We start from the raw sequence: 15,924 nt of genomic DNA on the forward strand, positions 1-15,924 counted from the left end.
CGGAATGAGATGATCAGATGTATACAGCAATCCACCCGTCGCTCGGCAAAAGTCTTAGCATATTGTTTTTTAAGTTTGGATATTAACCTTGTATTACAAATTCCTGGGAAGGTGTAGGCGTAATACAATTGTGACCTAGCAGGTTAGAAAGTGTGAGGTATTGCCAGCAGGAGAAAGGTTTGGAGATTTGTGCATGGTGTATTATGCCGAGTCACCTTCGTTTAATTATAGGATCGAATGCATATTGAATAGGCACAAGCGGACGCTTGCGCCAGTGGGGGTAAGCTCAATTGATTCTAGGCCGGTAAAAAATAAGGAAGATAGTATTAAATATGATATAGAATGAAATTTAAAGGTTTATTGATAGTCTTTTGTTTGCTTTTTATTGGATGTGTTTCCGATAAGGAAAGGCACATATGTATGCAGGAGTCCGTAGTTTTACTATGCCATTCATTACAATCTAAGGTTGATATTATTGATAAAAACATCATGAATGACAATAATAGGCTTCATTATTTATTGGAGGAGATGAAAAATAAAAATTATTATTTTATAGACCAGGCGGGCGGATTCAAACCAGGTACTGGGTTGATTCTAATGGATCCTTGTAGAAGTGGCGAGGTTTTTCAACACATTCTTGCAGAATTTAAGGTTAAGGATTTAATGATAGCATATGTTGACGCTTTAGAAAGTGAAGGGATTGTGAGTTCAGAAAGAAAGTTAGATTTTGTTTATTTAATTGATTCCTTTTGGTGTAATGAAGGTTGTCCCTTTTCGAGAGAAAATTATGAATATCAAAATTATGGTAGTTTGGTGCTACAATTTTACACATTGGAGTTGGCCATTCTGGAAATGACATTAATTGAATTGAATTAGGCTGTTGTCCCTCGTTCACTCGCAGTCGCTCGGCTCTTGCCGTGTGACGACTATTTCTGAGGCCTCTGGCCGGTTAGGTAAAGATGCATTGGGATAAGTATAGTTAGAGTCAGGTTATGTAAGGCCTTTCCCTACCTTTTCGGTATTTAGAATCAGGGCATTTAGTGCAATATCGGCCAGAGGCCTAAAGCATAATAATCACTCGGCAGTAGCCAAGCGATTGTTTTACACCCGCAGTCGCTCGGCTCTTGCCGTGTGACGACTATTACTGAGGCCTCTGGCCGGTTAGGTAAAGATGCATTCGGATAAGTATAGTTAGAATCAGGTTATGTAAGGCCTTTCTCTACCTTTTCGGTATTTAGAATCAGGGCATTTAGTGCAATATCGGCCAGAGGCCTAAAGCATAATAATCACTCGGCTGTAGCCAAGTGATTGTTTACCGTTTACCCGCAGCCCCGCAGTCGCTCGGCTCTTGCCGCGTGACAACTATTTCCGAGGCCTCTGGCCGGTAAGGTAGAGATGCATTCGGATAAGTATAGTTAGAATCAGGTTATGTCAGGCCTTTCTCTACCTTTTCGGTATTTAGAATCATGGCATTTATTGCTATATCGGCCAGAGGCCTAAAGCATAATAATCACTCGGCAGTAGCCAAGCGATTGTTTTACACCCGCAGTCGCTCGGCTCTGCCGCGTGACGACTATTACTGAGGCCTCTGGCCGGTAAGGTAGAGATGCACATGAATAACTATAATTACTTTAAGTCATGTCTTCCACCACAAGCAAAGAACTATATTCTAGCGTTTGGTAATTACCTCGTCCCATCATTTTCAACAGATGAATTAGCTTTTTGCAAGCCCTAAGGAGCTGGTTTTGTCATTGGTGTTTTAGGAAACAATAGCTAGTTAGTACTCGTTTATATAGCATAGTTTTACTCATCTGGAGTGGACTTTTACCTTGTTGCTGATCAATGTGATAAAGGAAAATTTAAATAATTAAAATAAGGAAAGTTTTAGATAACAAAGTGGCCTTAGTAACTGGTGCCGGATCAGGGATTGGAAAGGCCGTAGCCATTCTTTATGCTAAAGAAGGAGCTAAAGTGGTTGTAAATGACATAAGTGAAAAGAATGGTCAATCTGTGGTTGATCTTATAAAGTCAGAAGGAGGAGAAGCCGTTTTTATTGAGGCAGATGCTTCCAAAGAAGAAGAGGTTAAGAAATTAGTGCAAAAGGCAGTAGAGGCTTATGGTAGTTTAGATATTGCTTGTAATAATGCAGGCATAGGAGGGGAGCTAAATCTTACTGCTGATTACGCCGAAGAGAATTGGAAGAAGGTGGTAGATATTAACTTAAACGGAGTCTTCTACGGCTGTAAGTATGAGTTAGAGCAAATGGAGAAAAATGGCGGTGGTGTAATTGTTAATATGGCTTCTGTTCATGGTGCTGTTGCCGCTCCTATGTCAGCAGCTTACACTTCTACTAAACATGCGGTAGTAGGTCTTACCAAAAATATTGGAGCAGAGTATGGCCAGAAAAACATCAGGTGTAATGCGGTGGGGCCTGCTTATGTAAAAACGCCCTTAATAGAAAGTGTTGATGAAGATGGCATTGCTCAACTTATATCAAAACACCCTATGAATAGATTAGGTAAGCCTGAGGAAGTGGCAGAACTAGTGCTTTTCTTGAGTTCGAATAAATCCTCATTTATGACTGGAGGGTATTATCTTGTCGATGGCGGATATTCGGCTGTTTAATAACTAAATTAGTGAATGTCACATTGTGGTACTCGAAATGTCTCCTTATTCATAATGATTAGGGTTTCGAGTGCCTCAATCTGACATAAATTTTATTTTAAGAAGGCCTCTTAATTTTAGCGGCATGGGTTAGTAATATATTCTAACAAACCAGCCAATGATCCAAATCTCTATTGATTAACTTAGAAAGCTGTTGAATATCTTTAGCATAGAATTCAGTTACTTTCTTTTTTAAATCTGGGTGAAGAGGTGGTCTTGATAAGTTTTTATTTTTAATATCAGTGAATTTTTTTCTGATCCATGGTGAGCGTTGTAGTTTAGAATAGGCCTTTGAAGGGATCAGACTTTTTATGCCATTTTTGATAATGCTATTGTGCCCTACCATTCTGTCATAAAACTTATTTTTTATAAATCCAGACCGATTATATTGAACGGAGAAGTCGAACTCAAATGAGCTGTCTGCACCAATATGATCTGTAATGTTCTGCATAACCTCTTGCGGATTATTTTTGAGGTCTTCAAACAGATAAGTTTTTATTTGATCTTTAGGGAAGTAATCAAAAAAGCGAACCAGGTTTTTGTAGTAAAATCCTTCTTTTATCAAGTCATTTCTGGTCCACCAGATACTATTTTTGTCTAGTACGCTTTCAAATTTCTTTGTTGGTAATTCATTTACTCTGGCCAGATGAAGGAATCTTGAATACAGCCTTTCTGCCGGTTGACGAAAAATAGCAGCCATTTTCACGTTCGGAACATAGTGCCTGATCCTTTCTGGTGCCCTATCGTGGTATAGATAGGTGTTGGAGGTTTCCCCTAGTAACTGATCAGGTTGGGCTTCTGAAAAAAGAGCTTGGTAAGACTCCAAATCGGTAACAGAATCATAGTAATGTTTAAGTTTCGATTTGTCTGGGAAGTCTTCGGGCTTTATTAATTCATAGCCAAAGAAGTTGGGCTCTTTTACATTAGTGACATAAATAGATGGATGCTGTTTTAGATAATTATCTACAGAGGTGGTGCCACATTTTCCGGCCCCAATGATCAGAAAATCTGGTAGAAGGTTTGCTCTCATTTTAGTAGGTGTGGTTAGTTGGTTAATGCAAACGTTGAACTGAGTAGTAGCCTATTTTGTTCAATAAAGTACCTAAAATGATCGATAAGTTCTAAATAAAATCGATATAATGTAAAAAACAGAGGTTGAACGCACGTCAACTCACCTTACCTCTAATAATTCTACTTCATATATAAGAGGTGAAAAGGGCGGACACTAGAGAAAATAAGGTTGTCTCTTATCAGATTAGCCCTCAGAGCGGTAGGAAATACCTGAAGGCTTTCATCAAAACCAAGCCTAGATGGCATAATGAGTAATGCCTTGCCTCCTTCTCTCATTTTTAGTATGCCTCTTTCTAATCCTTCTACTGCCTGATTATTATTGAGCTGGAAGGTGATGGGGCTTGAGTTGGTTTGTTCTATAATGGTGCCATCAAGATATTTTCTAACAAAATTAATGGTTACAGTACTGTGTTGAGAAGGGCTTTTGCCATTGCCTCTTTGGGTTTCTTTATAATAAAGATCAGTTTCTATGCTTCCCTCTTCATCTAAATTTTCCTGAGATAAATAAGTTTGTATTTCCTCTGTTTCTTCCAGGTATACTTCTGCTTTGCTCTTAATTTCTACCAGTTCTACATCCATAATAAAGTTGGTAAATGGGCCGAAGAAACTAGTGTTATTGTATTCTTCATAGGCCAGTGTGGAGGGGATGTAGAATCTGAATTTCTCTCCGTTTTTCATTAGCTGAACGCCATAATCAAGCCCTAGCGGAATTACACTTTGGTAGTTATGATAAAAAGGAATGGCTATTGAGTCGGAGCTCTCTTCCACCAGCGTTCCGTCTAATGTCCGCATGCTATAAAGTATGTACAGAACGTCGTTGTTATTTACCGTGGTGCCAGTGCTATTGGTAGTAAGCTCTTCATAATAAATGCCGCTGTTATCTTTTGTGGCATCAATGTTATTGGCTTCTAAATAACCCACAATTTCATCATTATCATTATTGATTTGATCAGCCAGCTCTGAGTCTTCCAAGCTGCAACTAGTGGTTAGTAGGAAGAAAATAATGATTATTCCCACTATCCTTCCCTTGTATTCTTTGTCATTATTTAGAAACATATACCTGCGATTAAGTATTATATAGACACAGAATGCAGTTTTAAGGTTGCAAAGGATGAGGCGAAGACTAAAATATAGACAGGTAGTGCCTCAAAAGACCGGAAGATGCTGAAACTTACCGGTCATTGAGGTCTTTTTTTCATAGAGATAAGTTTCATGGTTATAACTGTATTTGTTTGCAGATTATTATATTTAGCAGAGAGTAATTAAGAATAAAATAAAATATATACAATGAGAAAAGCTTATTTACTGTTCATAATAGCATTGGCGCCTCTATTGGCCAGAGGTCAGGAATCATCATTATTATATAAACTTACCGGACCGGGCCTTGCTGAGCCTTCATATATTTTTGGCACCATCCATATGATGTGTAGCGAAGATTATAGCATGCCTGCTTCAGTAGAAAAGGCAGCGGCCAGTGTAGATAGAACAGTGCTTGAGCTGGATATGGATGACCCTTCTATGATGATGAAAGTACAGCAGCTTTCCATGAATCCTGGATTCGAAAATATTTCAGATAAATTTTCTAAAGCAGAGCTTGATAGCCTCAATGCCTTTTTGAAAAAAGGATATGGTGCTAATATGACTCAGCTAGGCGTGATAAAACCATTTGTGCTTTTGAGTATGCTCCTGCCTAAACTGTTAGACTGCAAGGAGATTATAGCCTTTGAAAATGAATTTGTAAAAATGGCTAAAGCCAATGAAATACCTGTAGAAGGGCTGGAAACGGTAGAGTTTCAGATGAGTATTTTCGATAGCATTCCTGAAGAAGACCAAATAAAAGCGATTAATGAGCTGGTTGCTGATAAAGAAAAGGCTAGAAATGATTTCAATAAATTGTTAAAAGCCTATAAAGAAAAGGACGTGGATAAATTAGCCAAGCTAGTGGCTGATGATCCGCAATATGCTGACTATGCGGATAAACTTTTATATGAAAGGAATAAAAACTGGGTGCCTGATATTGTAGATATGGCTAAAGAAAAACCGAGCTTGTTTGCCGTTGGTTCAGGGCATTTAGGAGGAGATAAGGGCTTGTTACATTTGTTAGAGCAGGAAGGTTATACTCTGGAGCCAGTCTTTTAATCCTCTTCTTCTGGTAGCTTAGCGTATTGTTTTTTTATCTTTTCTGAGTAGAAATAGACAGGGTCTTTAGATTCACTAAATTCCTGCCAAAGTTTATAAGGTACCTGAGGATAAACCTGAAAAACAGAATCTGATTCTTTGGCTACCAGATAACCGGTTTTTCCGTCGCATGAATAGTAGCGAAGGGCTTGTGGTGTGAGGTGTTTGGAAATGGAGAGCGTTTCTTTCAGGCGAAAAGTGGTGGTGCTAAGCGCTTTTATAGCCTCTACGTAGTTAGTGAATTCTGCGGGGAGCTCATGGCAGTTAGTATTTTCAGGGCCTTTTTCAAAATTATGCTGAACCTGTGCGTTACTTAAGGCCGGGCTTAACAAAAGTAGGGCGAAGAGTATCTGTTTCATAGCTTTTGCTTTGCCAGGTGAGTCAAAGTGTTATAATCATCAGTGCTGAAAGTGATGAGTATAATTTTACCGAAAGAAGAATTTTTGGATAAATAAGCCTGGGTGGTTTTTAGGGCTATCTTGGCGGCTCTCTCAAAAGGGAAGCCATAAACGCCAGTGCTAATAGAAGGAAAAGCTATGCTGCTAATATCATTCTCTTTGGCCAGTTTAAGGCTGTTTGAGTAACAGTTGGCCAGTAATTGGTCTTCATTGTTATTGCCACCACGCCAGACTGGCCCAACAGTGGAGATAACATATTTTGCCTTAAGGTTAAAACCGGGGCTTAGCTTGGCTTCTCCGGTTTCACAGCCATGAAGGGTTTTGTTAAATTGAAGTAACTCAGGGCCTGCAGCTCGGTGTATAGCTCCATCTACGCCGCCACCTCCTAATAATGATGAGTTGGCAGCGTTAACAATGGCATCTACCTCCAGTTGAGTAATGTCTCCCTGAGTGATTTCAAGTCTTTTGTCTATATGTGAATTAGAACCAGCTTCCACCTAAATGTCTAAACGGCCAAGGAATAGATATGAGCATAATTAACAGGCCAATGGCATAGAATGTTAATATGGTTTTAAACTTTTTGCCGTCATCAGTAAGTCTTTTTGCTTTACTGTATCCAATAGTGATTAGCGCAATGGCTATGACCATCATTACACTGTGCTCTACTAAGTAAAACCGTAAAGCAGGTTCACCCATAGAAGATCCGGAAAAAATCACTTTAGGGCTGATGAAGTAAAGAATAACACCCACTACCAGTTGTATGTGAGTAAATATAAGGGCAAATAAGGCTGCTTTTTTATCTTTTCCTGTATAAGGAACAGTGCCTTTTGTTTTGCCTATTGAATTAATGATAGCATATAGTATCGATATGAGTACCAGCCATCTAAGTCCTGAGTGTGCGTGTATGAGTATCTGCATTGTATTGTAATAAAATAAAAAACCGGACTAAAGTTAGTCCGGTTTTGTGTCTAAGACAATTATTTTTAAACTTCCTTTATTTTGAGGTCATTGACTCAGCTAATTTCACTGCTTCATAAGCGTTTACCTCGCCACCGTAGATAGACAAGCTTTTGAAGTCTACTAATGATTCATCACCAGGCTTAGTTACTTTTAGTCCATCAAAACGGATCGCTGATTTAGTAAGAATATCTTTTACCTGATCTACCGTTAACTCAGGGTAGTATGACATAAGTAGAGCGGCTACACCTGTAGTAGCTGGTGCTGCCATACTTGTGCCATCAAAAGAGCTATATGTATTATCAGGAGTAGTAGAGTAGATGTCTACTCCAGGAGCAAAAATATCTACTGAGTGCTTACCGTAGTTACTAAATGAGCCTACAAAGTTAGCGTCATCATCCCAGGCAGAAGCTCCTATCTCTAACCAGTTAGTGGCGGTTTCTTTAGAGTCTTTAAATTTTCTGGTAGGGAAGTTATTTGATTTATCAAGATCTTTAGAGCTGTTACCGGCAGCATGTACTAGTAGCACACCCTTACTTTCAGCGTATTTTACAGCCTTATCTACCGCTTCTTTTTGTGGAGAATAAGATTTGCCAAAACTCATGTTAATAATCTGAGCTCCGTTATCTACGGCATATATAATAGCGTTAGCTACGTCCTTATCTCTTTCATCGCCATCAGGCACAGCTCTCACTACCATGATTTTAACATCGTTGGCAATTCCTTTAATACCTAAGTCATTATCTCTGTTGGCAGCTATAATACCAGAAACGTGTGTTCCATGGCTAGGATCATGGCCTTTAACATCACTGTTTCCGTATCCTTTTTCGTAAGGATCACTATAGTCATCACCTACAATAGTTCTAGGGTTAAATTCAGTATTGAAAGCGAAGTTTACCTGATTGCCAAAATGCTCTTCAGCTTCAGCTAATTCTTTGTCTAGTTGCTCAAAGTCTGCTTCATCACCTACATTTTGTAATATAATACCTACCATATTTCTGGCAGCCAGAATGGTAGAGTCATTAGTAGTAAGAGATCTTAGATCTTCCATGCTTACTTTCTCTACATCCAGATATAGCTTAAGTAGAGTGTTGTAGCGCATAAGGTTTTTGTGGAAAGTAGCATAAAACTCATACTGCTGTTCTGCTTTTTCATAATCAGCCTCAAAGTTCTTTTTCACTTTCAGCCAGTACTCGTATTCGTCTTTGTTCTTCTTTTTTACCTTTTTGGCTTCTACATCACCATATTTTGCCTTTAGGTCATTATATATTCTGGTAAGCTCATAGGTATCTTCTTCTACGTTACCATCTTTACCACCTATAAAATTCCAGCCATATCGATCATCTACATAGCCATTTTTATCATCATCAATACCATTTCCGGCAATCTCATCTTCATTGATCCATATTTTACCTTGTAGGTCTTCATGGTCAATATCCACACCTGAGTCTATTACTGCTACCGTTACGGTTTTCGATTTTTTGTTTTTAAGAACGGTATTGTAAGCCTTTTCTGCACTTACACCTTCATAATCATCACTGGAGTGATCAAGCACAAACCAGTTCTTTGGGGGAACCTGACTGCTGTCTTGTACGGCATCCTGAGCGTATACATTTATATTACAAACACTTAATGCGACTGCCAGCCCCGCAAAGATTCTACTTACATTATGTTTCATATACTTGGGATAATTCTAAAAATTATTAAAAAGTCTGCCAATATACGTCAAAAATGACAGACTGTGACGCTTTTTTTAATACTGGTTATAGTAGATTATAATCGGTAATAGCGCCATAAAAATATTCCTCTGATAGCAACCATGATCATAAGCCAGAAGGTTCCCTTAAAACTATAATTACGCGGATCACGTAGGGAATAGACCGTATATGGAGGCCTGTTTTTAATATAACTTTTTGGTGGATAGGCTTGTTGTACTTTACGATACTAAGCAGCCTTAATAAAAAATATTCTTAGAAACCATTAAACTAACCTGACTTATGGTATTGGAAGAAGTACAGCCAAAAGAAAAGTTTTGGCGCGTCCGTCAAACTACAGAGCATATCTGCTCCCCGCTTTCACCTGAAGACTATGTAGTGCAGCCTATTGTAGATGTGAGTCCTCCCAAATGGCACTTGGGGCATACTACCTGGTTTTTTTGAGACTTTTATACTGATTCCTTTTAAAGAAGGATTACCAACCATATGATAAGAATTTTAGCTACATTTTTAATAGTTATTATGAAAGTGTAGGCGAGCGTCTTATAAGAACAGATAGAGGCAACTTAACCAGGCCAGCCTTGAAAGAGGTGATGACCTACAGGCAGTACGTAGATGGGCACATGGATAGCTTGCTGGAAGAAGGAGTGGCAGATGAGGTGCTAACGCTATTAGAGCTTGGCTTGCAGCATGAGCAGCAGCATCAGGAATTGCTTTTTTATGATATTAAATACATCCTGGGGCACAATCCGTTATTCCCAGCTTACCTGAAACAGGAAGATCCGCAAGCTCTGGCGCCTACAGAGGTAATAGAAAGCGACTTTTTAAATGTAGAGGAAGGCATTTATCAGATAGGGCATCATCAGGATGGTTTTTGTTTTGATAATGAAAAAGGCGTGCACCGGGTTTTTCTTCATGATTTTGCCATAATGGACAGGCTGGTGACCAATGGAGAATATTTACAATTTGTAGAAGACGGCGGATATAAAAACTTCAGGTTTTGGCTTTCTGATGGCTGGGATTGGGTAAACCGGGAAAATATTGAGACTCCAGATTATTGGTTTAAGAAAAACGGACAGTGGTACTATTATTCTCTTAAAGGAGGGTTGCAGCCATTAGACCTTGCTGCACCTGTTACTCATATCAGCTACTATGAGGCAGATGCTTATGCCAAATGGAAAGGTATGCGCTTGCCTACAGAGTTTGAGTGGGAAGTGGCTGCCAATATATATGCTCAGGAGCTAACAATGGGTAATTTCATGGAATCTGATCATTGTAATCCTGTGGCTAAGCAAAGCGATAACTACCAGTTTTTAGGAGATGCCTGGGAGTGGACTAGTAGTGCCTATTTACCCTATCCATATTATGAAGCGCCGGAGGGAGCTGTGGGAGAGTATAATGGCAAGTTTATGGTTAACCAAATGGTACTGCGAGGAGGCTCTTGCGCTACACCGGCTAACCATGTGAGGTCTACTTATAGAAACTTCTTTCACCCACACCTTAGATGGATGTTTTCCGGTTTAAGGTTAGCTAAACATATTTAAAATACTCAGATGAATAAACAATTTGCAAAAGACGTGTTGGAAGGATTAAATGCCACCCCTAAAAGGCTTTCTTCTCAATATTTTTATGATGAAAAAGGAGATGCACTTTTTCAGAAAATAATGAATTTGGATGAGTACTACCTTACCAGAAGTGAATTTGAAATAATAGAAAGTAATAAAGAGGGCATGCTTCGAATTTTCAAAGGCGATGATGAAGCCTTTAATCTAATAGAATTTGGAGCGGGAGATGGTTATAAGACCAAGGTGCTGTTGAATAGTTTTTTGCAAGCAGGTGCAGATTTTAGTTATATTCCTATTGATATTTCTGCTAATGTTTTGTCATTGCTATCAGGATCATTAAAAAAGGAGCTTCCGGCTTTAAAGGTTCAGCCTATGGAGGGAGAGTATTTTTCTGTATTGAAAACGCTTAAAAGCACTAAAGCCAAAAATGTAGTGCTATTTCTGGGATCTAATATTGGTAACTTCAGACATGAGCAGGCTATCGAATTCTTACAGGAATTATACGGGTCGTTGAAAAAAGGTGATCTGGTAATGATAGGCTTTGACTTGAAAAAAGATCCGGATGTTATTATTAGTGCATATAATGATAAGGAAGGAACTACAAGAGCATTTAACCTTAATTTATTACATAGAATTAACAACGAGCTAGGTGGTAATTTCGATGTTTCTAAATTTAAACATTGGCCTACTTATGATCCTTATACTGGCACCACCACCAGTTATTTGGTGAGTACACAAAAGCAAAAGGTAGAGATAATGGATCAGGCTATTGAGTTTGATGAATGGGAGTCAGTGCATATGGAAATATCACAGAAGTATAATGTGAAAGATGTAGAAAGCATGGCTTCCCGCGTAGGATTTACTATCCGTAATAATTTCTATGACAGCAATGGTTATTTTTTAAATTCTATTTGGAAAAAATAGTCATGGGTAAGGTATTGCTTATAAAATAAAACTTCTTACTTTTGCTGCCCTTTTGATACTACCTAAATCGTTTTATGCGCACGTGGCGGAATTGGTAGACGCGCCAGGTTGAGGGCCTGGTGGCCATTGCGGCCGTGGAGGTTCGATTCCTCTCGTGCGCACATTTTGATTAGACTACTACTATTGTTATTAATGAAGCGATAACTGTAATGACGCGCACGTGGCGAAATTGGTAGACGCGCTGTCTTCAGGTGGCAGTGCCTTTCAGGCGTGAAGGTTCGACTCCTTTCGTGCGCACTTATAGATAATTTTCGAATTAATAATCAGAATTATAAGAGTTGGTCGTTATATTAACGGTAAATACTTATATCACTGGTTAATTTTTTTAACAATAACTTACATGGGAGTAACATTAAAAGATATAGCCTTCACTCTGGGTTTATCACCTTCAACGGTTTCACGAGCACTAAACGATCACCCTGATATTAATGAGCAGACCCGGAAATCGGTTAAGCAGCTCGCTAAGAAGATGAACTACCAGGTGAACAAAATGGCTAGTGGGCTTCGTACCCGTAAAACTTATGCTATTGGAGTTATTGTCCCGAAAATAGCGAGCCATTTCTTTTCTTCGGTATTAAGTGGTATTCAGAAAGTGGCTGGTAGTAATGACTATCAGGTGTATATCTGTCAGACTAACGAATCTACCAAACAGGAGATAAAATACATTTCGTCTTTGATGGCTGGTAGTGTAGATGGTATTTTGGTGTCATTAGCTAAAGGCAGTAAAAATCTAAAGCATATAAAGCAAATAATTGATGGTGACATGCCATTGGTGCTTTTTGATAGAACCAGTGATCAATTTAAAGTACCTAAAATTGAGGCCGAAGATTTTAAAGGAGCCTATAGAGCGGTTACACACTTAATAGAAATAGGTTGTAAGAAAATTGCTCACCTGGCCGGTCCTGATAACTTGGGAGCAAGCCATAACAGACTTTTAGGTTATAAGCAGGCTTTGATAGATAATAAAATACCTGTAGATGAAAAGCTGATCATTCCGTGTGATTTTGATCCTGAAAAGGGAAGAGAAGCGGTGAGAAGTCTTATTTCAGGCCCTATTGATATTGATGGAATATTTTCTGTTAATGATGAGATTGGGGTAGAAGTAATTCTGGCACTTCAGGCTATGGGCATAAAAGTGCCGGAACAAGTGGCGGTAGTAGGATTTGGTGATTTCCCAATTTGCGAAATTGTAATGCCTCACTTGAGCTCTGTAATGCATAACCCTTATAGAATAGGATATGAGGCTGCAGAATGCCTTTTCGATCAGATCAATTCATCGCAAAAAGGTAAAAACTTCAGACATATTATACCTTCACAACTCGTTATTAGAGATTCATCCAGAAGGTCTTAAAAGAATAAATATACTTCATATTTAATTTTGCTACGCCAGAAGAGTACTATTGATTTTTTCAGTAGTGGTTTTCTGGCTTTTTTGTTTCAGTCAATTCTGGTTCAAAGATAGCATTCAAATCATGCGTCTTTATAATGCTATTCAGGCATGGCTTCATTGTTAATTTTCACAATTAATGATTTATAGGTTTTATGCTTGATTTTATTAATATTTGAATTATTATATTGTAATTTTCAATTATTTATAATTAAATTACATGCATCTGAACCGTGTTTTATGATAATCTGAACCTGAAAGTTGTTTTGTATGCTGTTTTATGAAGAAGAATGGATGGATAGCTATGTGTATCCAGACAACAATACAGGGATAACATGAAGTAATTATTACCATGTAACTAAATCCTTTTGTACAAATGAAATGGTACTGTACCATCACATTTTTATTGTATTGTAATTTGCTAATTACCACCTCATCCGTTGGGAAGAATAAACTTGTCTATGACCTAGCAGGTGCCCTCTTAGTAACTCCAGCAGAAAGCTCTACGCATTATACTTCAAAGCGAATAACCTTACTGGCCGATAGTGCTGGTGGTAATCAAACCCTTTGTGAAGTAGATTATACCTATTTGAATGCATCTTCTGAATCTGAAGGAGTATGGTCTACCAGTAGTTCTGCGAACATTGTTGATCCTAACGATCCTAAGACCCTTGTCACTAATCTTATTCCTGGCAATAACTATACTTTTACCTGGACTGCCGGAGGTATCACAGCAGATATAGAGGTGGAGGTGCGTAAACAGCTGGCCACACCTAGCATTAGTGCAAAGACTAATACTGTAGTCTGTGAAGGTACATCAGTAAGGTTAGAAGCTCAAGGGGCTCCTCCCGGAGGTAGCTATAAGTGGTTTAGAAATGGAAAATTATCTATTTCCAGTGATGATAATTGGATTTACATATCTAGTCCTACAGAGAACGACAAATATGAAGTGGTGGCAATGTATAGAGATAGTGTTTGTGAAAGTGATAGAAGTGATAGCTTGTTTGTTACTATTCATGCTAAACCAGATAAGCCTACAATTGATGCTAGTGACTCTATCGCATGCGAAGATAGTATTATCCAACTTGCTGCTGATTCTCAAAATGAAGATGTTTACCAATGGTCGCGAAATAGTATTATAACTAACCTTCAAGGACCGGTAATTGAAATTGATCAGCCTCATGAAAGTGGAGATTATCAATTGGCTGTAATAAATTCAAATGGCTGTGTTAGTGATAAAAGCAATGTTGAAAGCATTTTAATTCAAAATAAACCATCTCCAGCTCAAGCGGAAGATAGTATATTATTATGTAATCAGACATCGACTTCAGTTACAGCTACAGCTCCTCAATATGGTGAAGGAATATGGTCTGTGGTATCAGGCCCAGCTCAAATTCAACATTCTTCTGATTCAAGTGCTTTTGTTTCAGGCCTTCAGGAAAATGCTCAAGATACCTTATCATGGACCGTAAGCAACGGTGTGTGCCCACATAATGTAGCCAATTTAATAATTACTACCAGAAAGACACCGAATCAGGTGAGTGTAGGTGATAATTTGGAGCTTTGTAATGAAACAGAGGTACAGTTAGAGGCAACTCCTCCAGGTGAAGGACAGCATGGTGGATGGGTGAAATTATCAGGGACAGGTACTTTTAATGATACTACTTTATACAATGCCAGAATTTCGGCACTTATGCCGGGAGATAATGTGGAGTTAGAATGGACTATTTATAATGAATGTGGTAGTAGCAGCGATACGTTGAAGATAATTAATGAAGAGCAACCAGAAGAGGCTGATGCAGGTGATGATATTCAAGTTTGTGAATTAAGTGAGGTGCAATTAAATGCATCGGGTGGAAACGGTAAGTGGTCGGTTAGTAACAATACGGCCGTGCTAGATCAGCCTACTCAGCACATTACCACACTTCATTCTTTGCCATACGAAACCACAATAGCTACCTGGACAGTGGATACTCATATTTGCCCTTCTTCATCTGACTCTGTCAATATTATCCGAGATAGAACCCCTAAGGAATTTAATGCTGGTGCAGATGTGCTTTTCTGTAATGGTGAAACTTCATCGCGTTTAGATGCAGATGAGCCGGATGTTGGAACAGGGCAGTGGACGGTATCATTTGGATCGGGTATTGTTATAGATACAACTTCTCCTACTTCTGAAATTAATAACCTAAGTACAGGAGAAACCATATTAGAATGGTCTGTTAAAAATGGAGTTTGTGTAGAAAAGGATAGTATTAAAATACTGGTTTATCAGTTTCCAGAATTGGCAAGTGATAATTATACCATCTGTGAAGGAGAAACAGCTTCATTAGAGGTGATTGGAGGTGATAATTATGTTTGGTCACCTTCGGAATCATTAAGTGCCTCGGATATTGCTAAGCCGGAAGCTAGCCCAGAGCTAACCACAAATTATCAGGTGGTAGTAGGTAATGGGGAATGCGGTTCAGACACCTTGTTGCTATTGGTAAATGTCAATGATAAACCTGAAATGGAGGTGTCTCCTGATTCTACAATATCATTGGGTATGATCATAGGTTTGAAGGCCTCGGGTGCTGAATTTTATCATTGGCAGCCTGAAGAAGGAATTAGCTTTCCTGATGAAGCTCGTATTGAGGTAAATCCACAAATGAGTACACTTTACACCGTAATCGGTACTAATGAGCTTGGGTGTAGTGCAGAGGCATCAGTAATGATAACCGTAAATGAGCGTCATGAGGTTTTTGTGCCTGATCTGTTTTCGCCTAATGGCGATGACATTAATGATTACCTCAAAGTCAACGCCCTTGGCGTATCAAGCCTGGAATTTAAAGTGTACAACAGGCAGGGAAAAGAGGTGTTTTCTACTAATGACGCAGATCATGGGTGGGATGGCCGCTGGAAAGGAGCAACCCTTATGAGTGATGTCTACTTATATACGGTTAAGGCTACTACGGTAGAGGGGAATACCATCTCTAAAAAGGGAACGGTGAGGTTGGTGAGATGAG

At 38.8% G+C, this 15,924-nt stretch carries 14 protein-coding genes and 2 tRNA genes; 10 read left to right on the top strand and 6 right to left on the bottom strand.

The window, feature by feature from the left end; translation table 11 throughout:
- The first annotated feature begins 342 nt into the window (after nucleotides 1-342).
- Both LVD15_RS12085 and LVD15_RS12090 read left to right on the top strand, forming a co-directional pair.
- Nucleotides 343-876, top strand: a complete 534-nt coding sequence (locus LVD15_RS12085) for a hypothetical protein (protein WP_233780585.1) — start codon at nucleotides 343-345, stop codon at nucleotides 874-876.
- Nucleotides 877-1,896: 1,020 nt separating this feature from the next.
- Complete coding sequence (locus LVD15_RS12090; protein ID WP_233780586.1) at nucleotides 1,897-2,625, top strand: SDR family NAD(P)-dependent oxidoreductase; 729 nt, start codon at nucleotides 1,897-1,899, stop codon at nucleotides 2,623-2,625.
- Between the two features lie 142 nt (nucleotides 2,626-2,767).
- Here LVD15_RS12090 and LVD15_RS12095 read toward each other — a convergent pair whose 3' ends face one another.
- Both LVD15_RS12095 and LVD15_RS12100 read right to left on the bottom strand, forming a co-directional pair.
- Nucleotides 2,768-3,694 carry a sulfotransferase family protein gene (locus LVD15_RS12095; protein ID WP_233780587.1) on the bottom strand — a complete coding sequence of 309 codons (927 nt, stop codon included), beginning with the start codon at nucleotides 3,692-3,694 and terminating at the stop codon, nucleotides 2,768-2,770.
- A 161-nt stretch (nucleotides 3,695-3,855) separates the two neighbouring features.
- Nucleotides 3,856-4,791: an FKBP-type peptidyl-prolyl cis-trans isomerase gene (locus LVD15_RS12100; RefSeq protein WP_233780588.1), complete on the bottom strand. Its 936-nt coding sequence runs from the start codon at nucleotides 4,789-4,791 to the stop codon at nucleotides 3,856-3,858.
- A 231-nt stretch (nucleotides 4,792-5,022) separates the two neighbouring features.
- Between LVD15_RS12100 and LVD15_RS12105 the strand changes: the two genes are divergently transcribed.
- Nucleotides 5,023-5,874: a TraB/GumN family protein gene (locus LVD15_RS12105; RefSeq protein ID WP_233780589.1), complete on the top strand. Its 852-nt coding sequence runs from the start codon at nucleotides 5,023-5,025 to the stop codon at nucleotides 5,872-5,874.
- Here the strand turns inward: LVD15_RS12105 and LVD15_RS12110 are convergent.
- The 4 genes from LVD15_RS12110 to LVD15_RS12125 all read right to left on the bottom strand — a co-directional run bounded on the left by LVD15_RS12110 (nucleotide 5,871) and on the right by LVD15_RS12125 (nucleotide 8,946).
- Nucleotides 5,871-6,272 (bottom strand): hypothetical protein, encoded by a 402-nt coding sequence (locus LVD15_RS12110; protein WP_233780590.1) that lies wholly within the window; start codon nucleotides 6,270-6,272, stop codon nucleotides 5,871-5,873. The genes LVD15_RS12105 and LVD15_RS12110 overlap by 4 nt on opposite strands.
- A complete protein-coding gene (locus tag LVD15_RS12115; RefSeq protein WP_233780591.1) occupies nucleotides 6,269-6,808 on the bottom strand; it encodes an O-acetyl-ADP-ribose deacetylase in 540 nt (179 codons plus the stop codon). The genes LVD15_RS12110 and LVD15_RS12115 overlap by 4 nt, the downstream gene beginning before the upstream one ends.
- Nucleotides 6,792-7,229 (bottom strand): cytochrome B, encoded by a 438-nt coding sequence (locus LVD15_RS12120; protein ID WP_233780592.1) that lies wholly within the window; start codon nucleotides 7,227-7,229, stop codon nucleotides 6,792-6,794. Before LVD15_RS12120 ends, LVD15_RS12115 begins: the two co-directional genes overlap by 17 nt.
- A gap of 76 nt (nucleotides 7,230-7,305) precedes the next feature.
- A complete protein-coding gene (locus LVD15_RS12125; protein ID WP_233780593.1) occupies nucleotides 7,306-8,946 on the bottom strand; it encodes a S8 family peptidase in 1,641 nt (546 codons plus the stop codon).
- A 319-nt stretch (nucleotides 8,947-9,265) separates the two neighbouring features.
- Here LVD15_RS12125 and LVD15_RS12130 point away from each other — a divergent pair, with 319 nt between their 5' ends.
- From LVD15_RS12130 to LVD15_RS12160, 7 genes are all read left to right on the top strand, one after another.
- Nucleotides 9,266-9,427 carry a DinB family protein gene (locus tag LVD15_RS12130; protein ID WP_233780594.1) on the top strand — a complete coding sequence of 54 codons (162 nt, stop codon included), beginning with the start codon at nucleotides 9,266-9,268 and terminating at the stop codon, nucleotides 9,425-9,427.
- Nucleotides 9,428-9,489: 62 nt separating this feature from the next.
- Nucleotides 9,490-10,527: an ergothioneine biosynthesis protein EgtB gene (gene egtB / locus LVD15_RS12135; protein ID WP_233780957.1), complete on the top strand. Its 1,038-nt coding sequence runs from the start codon at nucleotides 9,490-9,492 to the stop codon at nucleotides 10,525-10,527.
- A 9-nt stretch (nucleotides 10,528-10,536) separates the two neighbouring features.
- Complete coding sequence (gene egtD, locus LVD15_RS12140) at nucleotides 10,537-11,472, top strand: L-histidine N(alpha)-methyltransferase (RefSeq protein WP_233780595.1); 936 nt, start codon at nucleotides 10,537-10,539, stop codon at nucleotides 11,470-11,472.
- Between the two features lie 76 nt (nucleotides 11,473-11,548).
- A tRNA-Leu gene (locus LVD15_RS12145) sits at nucleotides 11,549-11,633 on the top strand.
- 53 nt (nucleotides 11,634-11,686) lie between these two features.
- Nucleotides 11,687-11,769 (top strand) — tRNA-Leu (locus tag LVD15_RS12150).
- 103 nt (nucleotides 11,770-11,872) lie between these two features.
- Nucleotides 11,873-12,883, top strand: a complete 1,011-nt coding sequence (locus LVD15_RS12155) for a LacI family DNA-binding transcriptional regulator (protein ID WP_233780596.1) — start codon at nucleotides 11,873-11,875, stop codon at nucleotides 12,881-12,883.
- 412 nt (nucleotides 12,884-13,295) lie between these two features.
- Nucleotides 13,296-15,923 carry a T9SS type B sorting domain-containing protein gene (locus tag LVD15_RS12160; RefSeq protein WP_233780597.1) on the top strand — a complete coding sequence of 876 codons (2,628 nt, stop codon included), beginning with the start codon at nucleotides 13,296-13,298 and terminating at the stop codon, nucleotides 15,921-15,923.
- Nucleotide 15,924 lies beyond the last annotated feature (1 nt).

It is taken from the genome of Fulvivirga maritima (assembly GCF_021389955.1).
Lineage (GTDB): Bacteria > Bacteroidota > Bacteroidia > Cytophagales > Cyclobacteriaceae > Fulvivirga > Fulvivirga maritima.

Coding starts and splice junctions, on each gene's coding strand:
- LVD15_RS12130 (WP_233780594.1), top strand. CDS start 9,266: ATGGTATTGGAAGAAGTACAGCCAAAAGAAAAGTTTTGGCGCGTCCGT.
- LVD15_RS12120 (WP_233780592.1), bottom strand. CDS start 7,229: ATGCAGATACTCATACACGCACACTCAGGACTTAGATGGCTGGTACTC.
- LVD15_RS12110 (WP_233780590.1), bottom strand. CDS start 6,272: ATGAAACAGATACTCTTCGCCCTACTTTTGTTAAGCCCGGCCTTAAGT.
- LVD15_RS12125 (WP_233780593.1), bottom strand. CDS start 8,946: ATGAAACATAATGTAAGTAGAATCTTTGCGGGGCTGGCAGTCGCATTA.
- LVD15_RS12105 (WP_233780589.1), top strand. CDS start 5,023: ATGAGAAAAGCTTATTTACTGTTCATAATAGCATTGGCGCCTCTATTG.
- LVD15_RS12155 (WP_233780596.1), top strand. CDS start 11,873: ATGGGAGTAACATTAAAAGATATAGCCTTCACTCTGGGTTTATCACCT.
- LVD15_RS12160 (WP_233780597.1), top strand. CDS start 13,296: ATGAAATGGTACTGTACCATCACATTTTTATTGTATTGTAATTTGCTA.
- LVD15_RS12085 (WP_233780585.1), top strand. CDS start 343: ATGAAATTTAAAGGTTTATTGATAGTCTTTTGTTTGCTTTTTATTGGA.
- LVD15_RS12095 (WP_233780587.1), bottom strand. CDS start 3,694: ATGAGAGCAAACCTTCTACCAGATTTTCTGATCATTGGGGCCGGAAAA.
- egtD (WP_233780595.1), top strand. CDS start 10,537: ATGAATAAACAATTTGCAAAAGACGTGTTGGAAGGATTAAATGCCACC.
- LVD15_RS12100 (WP_233780588.1), bottom strand. CDS start 4,791: ATGTTTCTAAATAATGACAAAGAATACAAGGGAAGGATAGTGGGAATA.